This window comes from Lysinibacillus alkalisoli (assembly GCF_014643595.1).
Taxonomy (GTDB): Bacteria; Bacillota; Bacilli; order Bacillales_A; family Planococcaceae; genus Metalysinibacillus; species Metalysinibacillus alkalisoli.
Genome location: NZ_BMJT01000006.1, coordinates 121,991 through 139,063, shown reverse-complemented (window position 1 = coordinate 139,063; position 17,073 = coordinate 121,991). Strand labels below are relative to the sequence as shown.

At 36.8% G+C, this 17,073-nt stretch carries 19 protein-coding genes and 1 other annotated feature; of the genes, 15 read left to right on the top strand and 4 right to left on the bottom strand.

Features of this window, described 5'->3' with window-relative positions:
* The first annotated feature begins 42 nt into the window (after positions 1 to 42).
* The 9 genes from IEW44_RS10410 to abc-f all read left to right on the top strand — a co-directional run bounded on the left by IEW44_RS10410 (position 43) and on the right by abc-f (position 7,761).
* Positions 43 to 363 (top strand): heavy metal-binding domain-containing protein, encoded by a 321-nt coding sequence (locus tag IEW44_RS10410; protein ID WP_188614987.1) that lies wholly within the window; start codon positions 43 to 45, stop codon positions 361 to 363.
* A gap of 66 nt (positions 364 to 429) precedes the next feature.
* On the top strand, positions 430 to 855 hold the full coding sequence (locus IEW44_RS10405) for a MarR family winged helix-turn-helix transcriptional regulator (protein ID WP_188614986.1): 426 nt from the start codon (positions 430 to 432) through the stop codon (positions 853 to 855).
* Positions 856 to 978: 123 nt separating this feature from the next.
* Complete coding sequence (locus tag IEW44_RS10400; RefSeq protein ID WP_188614985.1) at positions 979 to 1,812, top strand: AraC family transcriptional regulator; 834 nt, start codon at positions 979 to 981, stop codon at positions 1,810 to 1,812.
* Positions 1,813 to 1,942: 130 nt separating this feature from the next.
* Positions 1,943 to 2,464 carry a GNAT family N-acetyltransferase gene (locus IEW44_RS10395; RefSeq protein ID WP_188614984.1) on the top strand — a complete coding sequence of 174 codons (522 nt, stop codon included), beginning with the start codon at positions 1,943 to 1,945 and terminating at the stop codon, positions 2,462 to 2,464.
* A gap of 153 nt (positions 2,465 to 2,617) precedes the next feature.
* Positions 2,618 to 4,372, top strand: coding sequence for a GGDEF domain-containing protein (locus IEW44_RS10390; protein ID WP_188614983.1), 1,755 nt, complete (start codon positions 2,618 to 2,620; stop codon positions 4,370 to 4,372).
* 16 nt (positions 4,373 to 4,388) lie between these two features.
* Positions 4,389 to 4,883 (top strand): GNAT family N-acetyltransferase, encoded by a 495-nt coding sequence (locus IEW44_RS10385; protein ID WP_188614982.1) that lies wholly within the window; start codon positions 4,389 to 4,391, stop codon positions 4,881 to 4,883.
* A complete protein-coding gene (locus IEW44_RS10380; protein ID WP_188614981.1) occupies positions 4,880 to 5,338 on the top strand; it encodes a ribonuclease FAU-1 family protein in 459 nt (152 codons plus the stop codon). The genes IEW44_RS10385 and IEW44_RS10380 overlap by 4 nt, the downstream gene beginning before the upstream one ends.
* Positions 5,322 to 6,035, top strand: coding sequence for an HAD-IIB family hydrolase (locus tag IEW44_RS10375; protein WP_188614980.1), 714 nt, complete (start codon positions 5,322 to 5,324; stop codon positions 6,033 to 6,035). Before IEW44_RS10380 ends, IEW44_RS10375 begins: the two co-directional genes overlap by 17 nt.
* A gap of 325 nt (positions 6,036 to 6,360) precedes the next feature.
* Positions 6,361 to 7,761 (top strand): ribosomal protection-like ABC-F family protein, encoded by a 1,401-nt coding sequence (gene abc-f, locus IEW44_RS10370; RefSeq protein ID WP_188614979.1) that lies wholly within the window; start codon positions 6,361 to 6,363, stop codon positions 7,759 to 7,761.
* 143 nt (positions 7,762 to 7,904) lie between these two features.
* Here abc-f and IEW44_RS10365 read toward each other — a convergent pair whose 3' ends face one another.
* The 3 genes from IEW44_RS10365 to IEW44_RS10355 all read right to left on the bottom strand — a co-directional run bounded on the left by IEW44_RS10365 (position 7,905) and on the right by IEW44_RS10355 (position 10,239).
* Positions 7,905 to 8,291 (bottom strand): DoxX family protein, encoded by a 387-nt coding sequence (locus IEW44_RS10365; protein WP_188614978.1) that lies wholly within the window; start codon positions 8,289 to 8,291, stop codon positions 7,905 to 7,907.
* Positions 8,292 to 8,381: 90 nt separating this feature from the next.
* Complete coding sequence (locus tag IEW44_RS10360; RefSeq protein ID WP_188614977.1) at positions 8,382 to 8,792, bottom strand: Rrf2 family transcriptional regulator; 411 nt, start codon at positions 8,790 to 8,792, stop codon at positions 8,382 to 8,384.
* A gap of 73 nt (positions 8,793 to 8,865) precedes the next feature.
* Entirely contained in the window at positions 8,866 to 10,239 is a 1,374-nt protein-coding gene (locus IEW44_RS10355; protein ID WP_188614976.1) for a hypothetical protein, read from the bottom strand.
* A gap of 425 nt (positions 10,240 to 10,664) precedes the next feature.
* On the opposite strand from IEW44_RS10355, the gene IEW44_RS10350 reads away from it, so the two are divergent.
* From IEW44_RS10350 to IEW44_RS10340, 3 genes are read left to right on the top strand one after another with little or no spacing between them, the layout of a single operon-like run.
* Complete coding sequence (locus IEW44_RS10350) at positions 10,665 to 11,069, top strand: GNAT family N-acetyltransferase (protein ID WP_188614975.1); 405 nt, start codon at positions 10,665 to 10,667, stop codon at positions 11,067 to 11,069.
* Positions 11,062 to 11,571: a DNA-deoxyinosine glycosylase gene (locus tag IEW44_RS10345; protein ID WP_229704220.1), complete on the top strand. Its 510-nt coding sequence runs from the start codon at positions 11,062 to 11,064 to the stop codon at positions 11,569 to 11,571. Before IEW44_RS10350 ends, IEW44_RS10345 begins: the two co-directional genes overlap by 8 nt.
* A 9-nt stretch (positions 11,572 to 11,580) precedes the next feature.
* Positions 11,581 to 11,898, top strand: a complete 318-nt coding sequence (locus tag IEW44_RS10340) for a hypothetical protein (protein ID WP_188614973.1) — start codon at positions 11,581 to 11,583, stop codon at positions 11,896 to 11,898.
* Between the two features lie 42 nt (positions 11,899 to 11,940).
* Here the strand turns inward: IEW44_RS10340 and IEW44_RS10335 are convergent, their stop codons facing one another.
* Positions 11,941 to 12,588 (bottom strand): N-acetylmuramoyl-L-alanine amidase family protein, encoded by a 648-nt coding sequence (locus IEW44_RS10335; protein WP_188614972.1) that lies wholly within the window; start codon positions 12,586 to 12,588, stop codon positions 11,941 to 11,943.
* Between the two features lie 217 nt (positions 12,589 to 12,805).
* Positions 12,806 to 13,049, top strand: a binding site (T-box leader).
* A gap of 56 nt (positions 13,050 to 13,105) precedes the next feature.
* On the opposite strand from IEW44_RS10335, the gene IEW44_RS10330 reads away from it, so the two are divergent.
* The 3 genes from IEW44_RS10330 (at position 13,106) to IEW44_RS10320 (ending at position 17,043) form a co-directional block, all read left to right on the top strand.
* The gene (locus tag IEW44_RS10330; protein ID WP_188614971.1) at positions 13,106 to 14,674 is read left to right on the top strand and encodes a 2-isopropylmalate synthase; all 1,569 of its coding nucleotides are present in this window, start codon (positions 13,106 to 13,108) and stop codon (positions 14,672 to 14,674) included.
* A gap of 66 nt (positions 14,675 to 14,740) precedes the next feature.
* Positions 14,741 to 16,117, top strand: a complete 1,377-nt coding sequence (locus IEW44_RS10325; protein WP_188614970.1) for an FAD-binding oxidoreductase — start codon at positions 14,741 to 14,743, stop codon at positions 16,115 to 16,117.
* Positions 16,114 to 17,043, top strand: a complete 930-nt coding sequence (locus tag IEW44_RS10320; RefSeq protein ID WP_188614969.1) for a bile acid:sodium symporter family protein — start codon at positions 16,114 to 16,116, stop codon at positions 17,041 to 17,043. The genes IEW44_RS10325 and IEW44_RS10320 overlap by 4 nt, the downstream gene beginning before the upstream one ends.
* The last annotated feature ends 30 nt before the right edge of the window (positions 17,044 to 17,073 follow it).

Sequence of the window (17,073 nt, the reverse complement as noted above, 5' to 3'; positions counted from 1 at the left end):
CTTTTTGTTATAATGAATATATAACAAAAAGGAAGTGATTATGTGTTAATTGTGACATCTGAGCAAGTGCCTCATTATAAAATTATAGCAACTAAAGGCGTTGTTTATGGCATTACAGTGCGAGCAAGAGGCATAGGTAGAGATATTGTTGCCACCTTTAAAGGATTTGTAGGTGGCGAGATTGATGAATATACTGAAATGCTTGAACAAGCACGCGGTGAGGCTATGCAACGCATGGAAGAGCATGCAAAAGATTTAGGAGCGAATGCTATTGTCATGATGCGTTTTGACTCAGGCGAGATTGGTCAAAATATGAGTGAAATTATAGCATATGGTACAGCTGTTGTTGTAGAGCCAGTATAATAATTGACACCTTATATGAAACCCTTTAGCATGTTAGGTGCAAAATGAAGTTAAAGGGAGATTTTTATGACTTTGTACAAACAAGTGAAAGACATCAATGAAGCGGAGCATAAGAAAAATCAATGGATCCAATCTCAATTGGAGCAACATATGTTTGACACTTTAACCATACAGCAAGAGACATTACTACAAATTGTACATAATAAAGAACGCATTATGGTGAGTGATGTAGCAAGAGAGATGGGGATTGGTTCAAGTGCTGTAAGTCAACTTGTCGCTAAGTTAGAGCGCAAGCAATACATTATGCGCATGGCTAATCAACACAATCGACGCATTGTATTTTTATCTCTTGATGAACAAGGGCATCGTTATTTTGAACAAAGAGCAGCCATTGAACAACAAATTATCACACAATTGTATCAGCAATTTACACCAGCAGAACTTGAGCAGTATCAACAGTTTTTACAGCGTATTTTACAAGCAACAACATAAATGAAAGGTGGGTGCATAATAGGTACCCACCTTTTTACTATCATAGTGGACAAAACAACACATAAAAAGACAGGTTTATCCGAGATGAAAATTTTACAATGAGTGACAAGGAGTTGAATAACTATGGTTTGGTTAACATCATTGCAAAAGGCAATCACCTACATGGAAAGTCATTTAACAACGACATTTAGTATGGATGAGTTAGCGCGTAGTAGTGGCTTTTCTAGTTTTCACTTTCAACGCACATTTCATTTATTAACAGGTATCACAGTAAGGGAATATGTAAGGCGTAGGCGATTAACTCTCGCTGCGGAAGAACTGCAACGCACAACATATAAGGTGATTGATATTGCGCTAAAGTATGGTTATGAAACACCAGAAGCTTTTACGAAGGCTTTTCGTAGACAGCATGGTTTAACACCTATGCAAGTTCGGAAATCACAAGGTAAAATCACATCATATTACCCTCTTACTATAGAGGTGCAATTAAAAGGAGCGGAACCTATGAACTATCAAATGACAAAACAAGATACTTTTCAAGTGATTGGAAGATTAACAACAATGCCAAATAACGAGGCTATTCCAGCATTATGGGATGAGCTAAATCGTGATGGTACTACAGAGCGCTTAGCATTATTAAACAATACCCCAATCAAAGGCGTATTAGGGGTATGTTTACCACACAAAGAAGGCATGCAATATATGATTGGTGTAGCGTATGAGGGAGATGTACCTGAAGGTTTTGAAGCTATTCAAGTACCACAAGCGGAATGGGCTGTATTCGAGGTAATTGGTGCCATGCCACATGCGATGCGTCACACATGGCAACGTATTTACAAGGAATGGCTACCATCAAGTCAGTATGAATTAGCCCATACAGTAGAATTTGAATTATACACAGATGATGATCCGATGACTGATACATGTTATTCAGAGATATGGCTACCTGTAAAATAATATGTTAAAATATGGTCATGAAAAACGAAAGGATGATGCAATATGACACAGTTAACGAGCGTGATTGAAAAGTAGTCAACTGACTCTTTTCAATCGTTATAGACAAACGACTAATGAAAAGAGGACGAGTATGAATAAAGTGGCGATTCGCCCCATTCAAAAAAATGACTTATTTTTGTTATGGGAGCTCATTTATAAAGAGCAAGCACCAGAGTGGAAACGTTGGGATGCCCCTTATTTCCCGCATCAGCCGATGACGTATGAGGCTTTTTTACCGCAAGGGGAGACATGGTGTCATGCAGATGATATTTGGGTTGTTACAGTGAATGAAGAAGTGTGTGGTATTGTGACGTATTACTGGGAGCATGAGCCTTCTCTGTGGTTAGAGGTAGGCATTGTTTTACATGAGGCAAAGCATTGGGGCAAAGGTATTGGCACGGTAGCTTTAACAAAATGGATGACGCAGCTCTTTACGACAATACCTTTAGTGCGAGTAGGTTTCACAACGTGGTCTGGTAATGAGCGTATGATACGTGTTGGTGAGAAGCTTGGCATGCGTGAAGAGGCTCGCATTCGTAAAGTACGTTTATTTGAAGGACAGTATTATGATTCCGTTCGCATGGGTGTTTTACGTGAAGAGTGGCCATTTTAATGTATGAGTAGTGTATTCTATAATAGGAAAAGACATGTCGATTGAGGCATGTCTTTTTTTAGTGATTTACAGTAATTTTACATGAATTTAATATGAATAGTGCTTTTGTAGGTCATACTTATGATATAACACAATTGAGGAGCGGACACTCATATGGCAGCTTATGAAGCATACAAGGAGCAATTCCTTGCAGTATTACAAAATGAAACAATTACTACAGTATTTCAACCCATTGTTTCGTTACGAGATGGGCAAACTATTGGGTATGAGGCACTAAGTAGAGGCCCTAAAGAAATGCAAAACCCAGAGATTTTGTTTACAAGTGCTAAACATTTTAATAAAGTATGGGAGTTAGAGCAACTTTGTCGTTCAAAGGCGTTAGAAGCGGCAGCAGCACAGCAAATACAAGGAAAACTTTTTTTAAATGTTAATCCTAATGTGATGCATGATCGCAAATTTCGGACAGGTTTTACAAAAGCGTATTTACAAAATTATGCTTTGCAGTCTGAAAATATTGTCTTTGAAATTACAGAGCGAGAGGCAGTAGACAATATTACCGATTTCCGAAAAACGGTAGATCATTATAAAGAACAAGAGTATCGCATAGCAATTGATGATGCTGGTGCAGGTTACTCAGGTTTAAATATGATTTCAGATATTAAGCCACATTTTATTAAATTAGATATGAATTTAATAAGAGATATTGACCGAGATACCACAAAACATTCTTTAGTTAAGAGTATGTGCGATTTTGCGAGCATGTCTAATACATTATTAATTGCTGAAGGCATTGAAACAGAAGGCGAACTTTTAAAGTTAATTGATTTAGGTGTACATTACGGGCAAGGATATTTCATTCAACGTCCGCAAGCAATGATTCAACCTATTACACCTACATTTATTCAAATCGTACAAAAGGCAAATGCTAAGCGTAATAATATGCCAGGTGTACGTATATCGGATATTACGATCCATTCGATTACTACTTTTTTACCAGCTATACAGCCTGCCCATTTACTAGATGCAGTAGATGCCAAATTAAAACAAGATGTAGCTTTACCAGGCTTTTGTATTACACAAGACCATAAAGTCATAGGCGTTATTACAAGAAGGCGCGTACACGAGAAGATGAGTGGTCAGTATGGGTATAGTCTATTTGCTAAACGTTCTGTGCGCCATATTATGGCTAAACAGTTTTTAGCTGTCGATTATTTAATGCCTATCGATGTAGTAGCAAAGAAAGCGATGAATCGAAGTGTCGATGAATTATACGATTTTATTACTGTAACAAAAGAGGGGAAATATCTTGGTATTGTGACGGTAAAAGATTTACTAGAAAAGACGATTCAAATTGAGCGCGACAATGCCAAGCAATTAAATCCTTTAACAGAGTTGCCAGGTAACTTATTGATTGAGCGAGAATTGGAGCAATGTTTATATCAACAAAAATCATATGCAGTATTATATTTTGACTTAGATAACTTTAAACCTTTTAATGACGTATACGGTTTTGAAAAAGGTGATGTTGTTATTAAATTAGTCGCAAAACTACTAAAAATGGTTGTACCATCAACAGCTTTCATTGGTCATATCGGTGGCGATGATTTTATTGTTATTATGGATGCAGAAGAAGTGCAAATGGTGACAACACAGTTTATCACGTTATTTGATGAGGCTGTATATCACTTATATCATGAGCAGGACCAACAACGAAACTATATTGTAAGCAAAAATCGACATGGTGTGGAGGAAGTTTATCCCTTACTTTCAGTATCCATTGCTGGAATTATTGATACATTTTTTGAAAACACATTTGAGATTGCAGCATGCGCCAGCCATTTAAAAAAGCAATGTAAACAGCAAAAAGGTAGCAACTACATGTCAACAACAGGTGTCTCTTTAGTATAATAAGTAAGAGGTGATAATGTTGATTACAACAAAACGTTTAAAAATTAGAGCTTTTCAGGCATCAGATTGGCAAGATGTCTTAGCTTATACATCACAAGAGGCTGTGATGCATTACTTACCAGAGGATGTATTTACTGAGGAAGAAGCGAAACAATTTGTACAAAAGAAAGATATGTTTGCCGTGCAATATGAAGATAAAGTGATTGGCCATATTTCATTTATTGACTATTTTGGTGGGCATACGTATGAGATTGGTTGGGTATTCAATCCTGATTATTATCATAAAGGTTTTGCTACAGAAGCAGCGCAAGCCGTTGTTGATTATGGTTTTGCGACGCAAAAATTACATCGTATAGTAGCCACATGCCAACCCGAAAATATTGGTTCTTACCGCATTATGGAGAAGATTGGTATGAGACGAGAGGCTTTCTTTAAAAAGTGTATCCCTTATAAAGATGAGTGGTGGGACGAATATTACTACGCTATATTAGCTGAAGAGTGGGCAAAATGATTGAGCGCAAAGTGCGTTATGATGGTACTACTGTAGATGTGAAAACGACTCGTATACAGCAAACAGAAAGGGCATTAAAACTAGTGCATTATAATGAAGTAGCTTTCACTATGAATGTAGAGGACGCTTCATTAACTATTGAGCAAGGCGATATTACCTATGCTTATTACTGGATCGATCGCCCATATAATTTATACATTTGGTTTAGAAATCAAACTTATATCGGTGCTTATTACAATATTGTTGGCGCTACAACGATTACAGCTGACATGGTACAGTTTGATGATTGGATTGTCGATGTTTTAGTATTACCAGATGGGCAATGTTTTGTGCTTGATGAAGATGAGCTACCATGCTCACTTGACCAATTTGAGAATGGTTTAGCTCAGCAGTACTTGAATGAAGCTTTGGCACATGCTAAGCAGTTAGAGGTAAATGATGAACTTTGTATTTGATTTAGATGGCACGATTTGTTTTAAAGGGCAGCCATTAACGACGGCTATTACGGATAGTTTACAAGCATTGCAACAAGCAGGGCATACTATCATTATTGCTTCAGCCCGCCCCATTCGCGATATTTACCCTGTAATTCCAACATGGATGCAGGATTTATCCATGATTGGTGGCAATGGCGCTATTGTTAAACAACAGGACACGACAGAGGTTGAGGCTTTTTCATGTTTACAAGATTTGCAAAATTTAATTAATGATTATGAGCTTACTTATTTGGCAGACTCCTCTTGGGATTATGCTTTTACAGGTGATGAAGAACATAGCCTGTGGAAAAATATTGACGTATGGCAGGTAGCAACACGTCGTGCAGATTTGACAGCGTTATCTGAAGTTGTAAAACTGATCTTATTTACGATAGACGACCATATTGTGGAGCAATTACGCCATTTACCAGTAGAAATTAACATTCATCATGGTGAAAATATTTTAGATATTAGTCCACAAGGTGTAACAAAATATCAAGGCTTACAAAAGCTAGGTATTACAGAGTTTATTGCATTTGGCAATGATGCAAATGACATTTCTCTTTTTAACATGGCGCTAGAAAGTATTTGTGTTGGCGAGCATGAGGTGGGCGATTTGGCTACTTATCGTGTGACAGCACAACAAGTGGCAGCCAAAATACAAAGTTATCTTTAATCTTGACAATGCTTATGTTTTATTTTAGGGTAAAGATACTACTTTAATGAAGGAGCGATTCAAATGGCATTACCACTATACTTCTAATTTAACGCCTATTAACCGTAAACAGCGGTTTCTTTAGTGTGCGTTAATTTAGAAAGAGTGGACGTTTGAATGGCAATACGTTTATTCTTTTTGAGTGCGCATTTTTGCGTACTCTTTTTTTATTAAGGAGGAATAACGATATGATGACATTATTATTTAGCTGATACGTGTTGCTTCATAAACGACACGTATCAGTACAACGCTACTGATACGAAATACGATTTCGGAGGTAGCAAAAATGACAATTCAAATTACATCTCAACAATTAACTCGTCAAGATAAACTAATTCTTACTATTGATCAACTGATTATTCAAGACTTTGACCGCATTGGTATTGTAGGTAAAAATGGTGCAGGGAAAAGTACATTATTACAATATATCGCATCCCAATACGCACAGAGCAAGTTATTCGCACAAGCCACACTGCCGGAAACATATGAAGTAGATGGCAAATTACTTAGTGAATTTAATGTACAAGGTATGCATAGTGGTGGAGAACAAACAAAGTGGAAACTAGCAGATTTATTTAGCCAATATTATGCACTGTTATTATTAGATGAACCAACCACGCACTTAGACCAACAAGGAAAGACATTGTTACGTGAGAAGCTAGCTTATTATTATGGCGCATTATTAGTAGTAAGTCATGACCGTGCTTTTTTAGATGATATGGTAACAACAATATGGGAAATAGATGATGGTAAGGTTACAGTATATCAAGGGAATTATAGTGACTATGAGCAACAAAAAGCACTGCAAAAACAACAGCAACATGAGCAATATTTGATATATCAAAAAGAAAAAGCACGCTTGACAAGCGCAGTAGAAGAAAAGAAGAAAAAAGCGCAAAAATTAGCCACAAGTAAAAGTATGAGCAAGTCAGAGAAAAAGGCAAAAGCAAACCGTATGTTTGAGACAAAATCAAAAGGCACAAGTGAAAAATCCATACAAAGGGCTGCGAAAGCGATTCAACAGCGTTTAGAACGTCTGCCTGAAGTAAGTGACAATCAACAAGAACAAGCGATTATGTTTCATACACCAACAGCGCTACAATTGCACAATAAAACACCAATCGTAGCACAAGCATTAACTCTTACAGCAGGTGAGCGTACATTAATTACAGAAGGGCAGTTTCAGATTCTATTAGGAGAGCATGTAGCCATTACAGGTCCTAATGGTTGTGGCAAGAGTACATTGCTTCGGCATATTTATGAAGGGCATGCGCAAATTACTATTTCACCTAAAGCAAAGATAGGCTACTTTACTCAACATAGCTATCGTTTTGCACAAGTGGAAACCGTTTATCATTACGTAAAAAACCGTACAACCCAACCTGAAAAATTAGTGCGCGCGGTGCTGCATCGTATGGCGTTACATGACCTCACACAAAATGTACAAACATTAAGCGGTGGCGAGGCTATGCGATTACGTTTATGTGAATTATTTTTAGGTGAATACAATATTTTATTATTAGATGAACCAACGAATTTTTTAGATATTCAAACATTAGACGCGCTATCTCAATTTATGGAGGGGTATGAGGCGACGATTATATTCGTATCTCATGATGCTTATTTTTTACAACGACATGCAACAAAAACATTGCATATTAATGACCAAAAAATCACTACTTTATAAGGCATAACATGATAGAGGGAAAAAGCACGAAAAAATGTTAGACCAATTATACAGGTCTAACATTTTTTAATATAAGCAGATATACACTACTCAACATAGTGAGCAAGCGATAAATGGTTTTCGCTTTTTTTAAATACCTAATCTTACTCTGCTTTTGTAGGAGGTGTAAAAGCAAACCATTGTGTCCATGAGTTCGTTGTAAATGCTACAACAGCTAATGCTAATAACGCTAAATCAAGTTCAAAACCATCTAAAAAGCCCATGCTATATTTTACTGTGCCAATTGCACCTAACATAATTACAATGAGTAATGCAGCAACAACTTTAGTAAATATACCAAGCACCATTAAAATACCGCCAACTAACTCAATACCAGCTACAATGTATGCTAAGAATGAAGGGATACCAACACTGCTAAAAAATTCTGCTGTACCATTAATACCATCTTGAAATTTGGCTAGCCCATGTAAAGCAAATGTAATACCTAAAATAACCCGAGCAATCACAAGGCCAATTGTTTTTTCGTTCATAAAATGATAAACTCCTTTTAAACACATACAGTTAACATGTGATTATATTAGTTACAAGTAGGATATGAAAAACAATAGCCTATTAACCGACTATTTTTTTAACTGTGTTACTACGTCTGCCACTGAGGTCTTTGCAAGTTCCGCTTCCATTGCGTGTTGTGCTTGTTGAAATTTATCATCGAGTGTAGCTTGAATGTTACGACCAACTAAACAATTGGGATTTGTTTCGTCATGGATGGAAAATAAAGCATCATCTGAAATGACAGCATGATAAATATCTAACAATGTAATTTCACTTGGGCATTTTTTTAATGTTATGCCAGCAACACCAGGTACTGTATCAACAATACCTGCTCTCTTTAAAAGACCAGTGATGCGACGAATAACTACGGGATTCGTATTGACACTACCTGCAATCCATTCAGAAGACATTGCCTCATGCGGATTGGATGCAATTAATGAAATAATATGAATCGCGACAGAAAAACGTGTGTTAATCATATGCTCACCACCTGTATGTAACTATAATAGTTACAGCTGATATAAAAGTCAAGAGAGATGTTTTAAACATCTCTCAAGTGACTAAAAATATTTTTTTACTTGTAGGATGATAAGCAATCATAATATGTTCACCAACATCTGGCACAAAGTGTTCCTCTGGCATTAAATCAACCATACCTTCTAGTAACACATTATCATACGTAAAATTCACTGTAATTTTATAAGGCAAATGGATGCGTTCAGGAGAAATCACATCCGTAACAACAGCCTCTACCATAATGGCTTCTTGATATTGTGCTTCTTTAGTGCGGCGATAATTAATAGCGGCAGCAAATAATACAATGGAAATAATAAAGACAAAAACACCCACATTGACAAGTAAAATTTGTCCGCGTGTTTCATGGAATAAAAATGTTTTAAACTTATACCAACTCCATGACTTACCATCGCTCTCTAATTGCGCTATTTCTTTGGTATTATCATTCATTTGCGTTTCAAAATAATGTTGTCGGTCTTTATCGGTAAATATCATTATTTCATCTGTTTGTAGGTGAATAGTAGCGGCTCTAGATTCAGAGGCGATATACAAGGTATTATCCATAATATTTGCAGAAATGTTGCTTTCTTTATACGAGCCAAATAAAGTAGATGCCTCAGGTATTTCTTTAATCCTATCTCCTGTAGCGGAAATAATCATAGCTTTAATTTGACCATCTGCTTGAAAGTTAGCTTGTCCTACCACAAGATAATTTTCTGTGTTTAAGGGCATTACTTTAGGAAAATAAATAGGTAAGGGGATTTTAGTTGCTGTGTTGCTTAATACATTAAGTGCAACAATATCATTACTTTCCTGTTCAATAGTTATGCCTTGATGATAAAGCTGTGCCTCTACTTCAGCGATGCCTTCAAAGCTAGTAGCACTTGCTTTTTTTGCCTGAAAAGATGCATCAAAACTAAAGCCATAGATGAATGACTCTCCTTCATAATTTTTCGCTTCAATAATAGGGAGGTCTGTGAAAACACTAAACGCAACATCTGTTAAGGTAGGTAGTTGTAATATGTCTTGTAGGTTTATGGTTGCTACTTTATCTCCTTTAATAGCCACTGCCACACTTTGTCCAACTTCATCTTTTGCTAGCACATAGATTGTGCCTTGATCTGTTCGTGATGCTTGTTCTAAATAATCTTCCACTTTAAGTTGAGGTAAGGAGAGTTTTTGTACTTTATTGCCATTATATGTGTACGCATGGAGGGCCTCATCTTTTGTAATAAAAGTGAATAAATGATTTTCATACGTATAAATGAAACGTTGGAAAATATCAGAGGCGTATGGGTGTGTATGAGCGACTTTATTATTTTTCTTGTCATAAGCAATGAATTGACTCTCTTCATTCGCGATAGCAGGTTTAAGCCAGAGTGCTTGGTGATTAAGGAAGGGATATAACATCGTTTTTTGGTTGGCTTCACTAGCTAATGTTTCATTTTCATGCTGTAATTGTTCGATTTTTTCTTGGAACGGGTTAAAGTCAGAAAGATGTGACGCCGTATAGAGAAATAATAGGGCAATTGGTATGATGACAACACCAATCAGTTTCCATAATGATTTATACTTTTTTATAATAAAACCTCCATTTCCTCATAAGTTTATAAGACTATAACTAGGCTGACAATGCCACAATAGCGTTATATTAGGAGTAATAACGATGAGCATTTAGTATGAAAAAAAACCTGCTATAAGCAGGTTTGAAACGGTTAAAAGTAACTTTGCGTATGATGTTTGGGGGGAGTGTCATAATATTGCCCCATACTGTAACGATACGTTTTTTACACATAATATTCAAGCAAAGCGCTTGAATAGAAGGAGATGATATAATGAAAATCGTACATGATGTACCAAGTGTTGAAGAATATATAAGATTACGTAAATTAGCAGGGATGGGAGAGAGAGATGCTAATTATGTGCAACAAGGTTTAGATAACAGCTATTTTTCTGTTACTTTGCGCAATGAAAATAATGAATTAATCGGTATGGGGCGTGTTATAGGAGATGGTGGTACGGCATATTTTGTCGTTGATATTGCTGTACACCCTGATGAGCAAGGCAATGGTTTAGGTAAAATTATTATGAAGGAAATTAAACAATATTTGGATACGAATATTAATAAAAAAGCCTTTGTTTCGTTAATAGCGGATAAACCAGCGCATCATTTATATGAGAAATTTGGGTTTGAAGCAGCGGAACCAGAATCAATGGGAATGGAATATAATCGTGAATAACATACTAAAAAATGTGCTGCCACCATTAGTGAACCAACAAACTAAAGTGATGATTATAGGTTCTATGCCAGGTGTGCAGTCACTAGAAAAAGCGCAATATTATGGTCACCCACGCAATCATTTTTGGCCAATCATTGCTCAAATTGTTAATGAAGAAGTACCAGAACAGTATGAACAACGCCTTATATGGCTTAAGCGACATCGTATTGGCTTATGGGATGCTATTCAATCCTGTGAGCGAGAGGGCAGTCTAGATACAAAAATAAAAAATGAAGTACCTAACGATTTTGTTTGGCTATTTGCTACGTATCCTCAGATTGAAGCGATCTTTTTTAATGGCACAAAGGCTCAAGCTGTCTTTAAAAAACATTTGGGCTTTTCGATTTTGCAGCATCGCTTCTATACACAACTCCCCTCATCTAGCCCTGTCCCGGGGAAGTATAATAAAACATTTGACGAAAAAGTAGTTCTATGGCGCGCCATTACCCCCTACTTACAATGAGGTGAAGATATGTATAACGTTGTAACAACCAAGGCACATTTGCAACAAGCACTTAAACAGGAAAATACAACTATTATTATTGAAGGTGCATTAGCTATTGTATTGCGCCCTCTAGGTAAAGCAGCTCCTTTACCAATTACGGATGGTAAAGATACACTCACACCATCTGTAGCCACAATGTATGCACAAAAAGCAGGATTGACACTTCGCACGGCTATGCAGATGATTCGTGCTATTGGTGTGGCTCCTTTTATCACTATTTTGCAAAAGTTTAAAGTGGAAGTAGAAGCTAATGATGGTTCGCGTTTAATTATGCGAAGAAAATAAGACACTAGCCCATGACACTATTTTTCTTGTCATGGGCTAGTGTTATTTTTGATTTTTCACAATAAGTTCTTCATCAAAATAATGTTGAACAGCTTGTGCTACACCATCAGCGATTTTTTGTTGATAGTTTGGATCTTCTAAACGTGTTGCTTCTTGTGCATTAGTTAAAAAGCCACTTTCAATCAATAAGGATGGCATCCTTGTACCGCGCAATACGGCCAAATCGGGGCGCGCAATGGCTCCCTTATCAACAGCATTAGTTGTAGTGAGCAAAGATTTCAGCATTTCGGACGCTAAAACTTCATTACGATTTGTTTCATCAGGATAATATAATACTTGCATACCATGGATGTCTGGTTTATTTTCAATGGCATTAGCATGTACACTAATAAATAAGTCAACTTGTTTTTCATTAGCTAATTGATAACGTTCTTTTAATGACATAGTGGTATCTTCATGACGCGTTAAAATAATGGTGTGACCCTGTTTAGCAAGTGTTTCAGCTGTCTTTTTAGCTAGCGATAAATTAATATCTTTTTCATAAGTACCATGTATACTAATAGTGCCAGGGTCTTGGTCTCCATGCCCCGGATCAATCATAATCGTCAGTTTTTTGTTATCATAAAATAACAAAAAAATGCAACTAACGATTAAAATAATAGGAATAATATAGAGGATTTTTCGCTTCATTTTAAACTCCTTTGTTTTGTCCTTGCTACACATGATTATAAATAAAAAATGTATAGAATTATAGCTTTCAATACAGTTTGGAGAGAAAGCTATCTTTTATAACGATTATTGCTCAAAAATGTTCGTAAAGTGGCAAAGCGGTAAATTTTAATAAAATAATCATAATAATAGATTGACTTTTTTGATAATTCGATATAGTATTGCAATTAATTCAATTATATCTGCGTTGATTGGAACTAGTAAAAAGTAAGATAAGCGCTAAGAGAGTCAGTGGTTGGTGCAAACTGAACGTTATCTCTTTTGAACTCATCCATGAGCAAACACACCGAATGAAGTTTACGTAGGCTGTGTCGACTTTCTCCCGTTAACGAGAAGCTACAATTTATAAGTTGTAGGTTTAAGGTGAGCCAATAATAATTGGCTAATTAGAGTGGTACCGCGAGCTATGTCTCGTCTCTATAGTGATATAGAGGCGGGGCTTTTTTATTTATATTGATTAAATAAGGAGTAGATGATGATGACGAGAAAAATTTGGGTATTTGATACGACGCTAAGAGATGGAGAGCAAGTGCCAGGTGCAAAATTAAATTTATATGAAAAAGTAGAAGTAGCTAAACAGCTTAAAAAATTACAAGTCGATATTATTGAAGCTGGTTTCCCCGCATCTTCAACAGGTGACTTTAATGCTGTAATGGAAGTGGCAAAACAAGTTGGTAATACAAGTGATATTATGATTACAGCTCTTGCTCGTGCAGTAAAACAAGACATTGATGCTGTTTATAATAGTGTGAAATATGCGAATAATCCGATGATTCATATTGTACTTGGTACATCAGATATTCATGTAGAAAAGAAGTTTAATAAATCTAAAGACCAAATCCTTCAAATTGGTGTTGATGCTGTAAAGTACGCTAAGACATTAACAAATGAAGTACAGTATTCAACGGAAGATGCTTCTCGCTCAGACTTTGAATATTTATGGTCAACTATTGAAGCTGTGATGAAAGCAGGGGCAACAATGATTAACGTTCCGGATACAGTAGGATATGCAGAGCCTCAAGAGTTTGGCGAGATGATTTATAAATTAAATGATCGCATGAAAAATTTAAATGACAAGGTTTTACTAAGTGTGCATTGCCATAATGACTTAGGGATGGCTACGGCTAATACGTTAGCTGCTGTGAAGAATGGTGCTGATAAGGTAGAGTGTACGATTAACGGTATTGGTGAACGTGCAGGTAATGCAGCGTTAGAAGAAGTCGTAATGGCCATGATTACAAGAGATAAAGTGTACGGGGCACAAACGAATATTAATGCAAAAGAAATTATGAATACATCTCGTTTAGTAAGTAGCTTCATGGGATTAGATGTTCAAGTCAACAAAGCAATTACAGGTGATAACGCCTTTGCGCACTCATCAGGTATTCACCAAGATGGTCTGCTGAAATCTCGTGATGCTTATGAAATTATTAGCCCAACAGCAGTAGGTTTGGACGATATGGAGTTAGTACTAACCGCGCGCTCAGGACGACATGCGGTAAAAAATGCGCTTGAAAAATTGAATCTTGATTTAACAGCAGAGCAGTTTGAAGGTGTATTTGAAAACTTCCTAACATTAGCAGATGCTAAAAAAGAAGTATACAATCATGACCTTTACGTCCTAGTAGAAGATTATTTTAAAAAGCATAATATGGCGACAGAAACAACATATAGCGATTATTTCTATGAAATTGAAGACTTACAAGTGATTAGTAATAGTATTTTCCCATCAGCAAGTGTCAAATTACGTAAAGGTGAAGCTATAATTAAACATAGCGCAAGTGGTTCGGGCCCAATTGCTGCATTATACACAGCCATTACAGAGATGACAGAAATCGAAACAAAACTTGTAGAATATAACATTAGTAGCGTCTCACGTGGTAAAGAGGCGTTAGGTAAGGTGAAAATCCAAGTAGCTTACGAAGGAGAAACTTATCTCGCTAAGGCAACACATACCGACATTATGATGGCAAGTGCCATGGCATATATTAACGCTATTAATACCATTATAGTGGAAAAAATGATGCCAGAAACAGCGACAGTTTAAATGACAACATAAATATGAATGAGGGAGGCAACAGCCATGCCTCATTCATTTTCTACTATTTAGGAGATGACAACGATGATTAATCAATTAAAAGAGTTATTAAGTGAAGAGCAAGTAAGTATTAATGAAACAATTTTAGAACAACATAGCCAAGATGAGTCGTATCATGACGTAGCTAAACCAGATGTGGTAGTATTCCCTAAAACAACGGAAGAAGTGAGTCGTATTTTACAATATGCTAATACGCATAAAATCCCTGTTGTGCCTTTTGGTCGGGGCTCTAGTTTAGAAGGGCATATTATCCCATATGATAACGGCATTACGATTGATTTTTCATTAATGGATAAAATTATTGCCATACAACCAGAGGATTTATTAGTTGTGGTACAACCAGGCGTGACACGCACACAACTTAATCAAGCATTAAAACAACATGGGTTATTTTTCTCTGTTGACCCTGGAGCAGATGCGACTTTAGGAGGCATGGTTGCCACAAATGCAAGTGGTACAACTGCTGTACGCTACGGTGTAATGCGTGACCAAGTAAGAGATTTAGAAGTTGTTTTGGCGGACGGTACAGTGATACATACGGGTAGTCTAGCCGCAAAATCTGCATCTGGTTATCATTTGAATGGTTTATTTACAGGGTCTGAAGGGACATTAGGTTGCTTTACAGAATTAACGTTACGTGTTTACGGTATCCCAGAATTTGAAACGGCTGCTCGCGCCACATTTAACACTGTAGAAGAAGCAGTGGAGGCAGTAACGAGCGTATTACAAGTAGGTATTCCTATTGCACGAGTAGAGTTAGTCGATGAAGAGTCTATTCGCCAAGTGAATGCTCATAATGAAACGAGTTTTGCAGAGAAGCCAACATTGTTTTTAGAATTCCACGGGAATGAAGCAGGTTTGGCTCAAGATGTAGCATTTACAACGGAACTTATGCAAGACGCAGGTTGTACAGAAATTATTTTTGAAACAGATACAGCAGCACGCAATCAGTTATGGACAGCAAGACATAATTTAGCGTATTCCTATATTCATTCACATAAAGGTAAAAAGATGATGGTGACAGATGTTTGTGTACCTATTTCAGAATTAGCGCATGCTATTCATCATGCGCGTGAGCAGCTGACAAAGTATCAACTAGCAGGTGGCTTATTAGGGCATGTTGGAGACGGTAATTTTCATGCGCTTGTAATGGTAGATATGAAAAATACAGATGAAGTAGCACGAGCGAATGCTTTGAATGAAGCGATTGTAGAATATGCTTTATCCAAAAATGGTACTTGCACAGGCGAGCATGGTGTAGGTGTAGGTAAACAAAAATATCAACGTAAAGAACATGGGGCAGCCTATGATGTGATGGCTAGTATTAAACAAACATTAGACCCCAATAATATTATGAACCCAGGCAAGATTATAAAGGTGGACCCTGTATGAAAGTACTAGCAAAAATTAGTCAACTAGCAGGAAAGTATTTTGCACTTCTTGTCATGATCATGGCAATCACAGCTTATTTATTCCCAACCCCTTTTCTCCCGTTCGGGGCCTATATTTCGATTTTACTAGGTGTTGTAATGTTTGGGATGGGGCTAACATTAAGCGGCGCAGATTTCAAATTAGTCTTAACACGACCACTAGCTGTATTAATAGGGGTGGTAGCACAATTTACAATCATGCCATTAACAGCTGTAGCTATCGCTTATTTATTACGTTTGCCACCAGAATTAGCAGCTGGGCTTGTATTACTAGGCTCTGTGCCAGGAGGGACAGCTTCAAATGTGATGGTATATTTGGCTAAAGGGAATGTACCATTATCCATTACTATGACGTCTGTTTCTACATTGCTTGCACCTATTATGACGCCATTATTATTATTGCTGTTTGCAGGGCAATGGATGCCAGTGGATGCTAAGTCTATGTTTATTATGATTATTCAAGTCATTATATTCCCAATTATATTAGGTATCATTGCGCAAAAGGTAGCGCCAACAGTAATCCGAAAGAGCATTGCGATTGTACCTTTAATTTCGGTTATGGCCATTATCGTAATTGTTGGTGCAGTAGTATCTGCCAATCAGGAGAAAATTGCAACAGCAGGCTTTTTAGTGTTTATTGCTGTATTTTTACACAATAGTTTTGGGTTGATATTAGGATATTATATCGGCAAATTATTTGGTTTAAAATTAAGCGACCAACGTGCGCTTGCAATTGAAGTAGGTATGCAAAATTCAGGATTAGGTGTAGCATTAGCTACCGCACATTTAGGACCGCTTGCCGCATTACCAAGTACATTTGGAGCTGTTTGGCATAATATTTCAGGACCGATAATTGCAACAATTTGGTCTAAAAAAGAAGTAGAATAGTAAAAAAAAGCACATTTCAACTTGAGATGT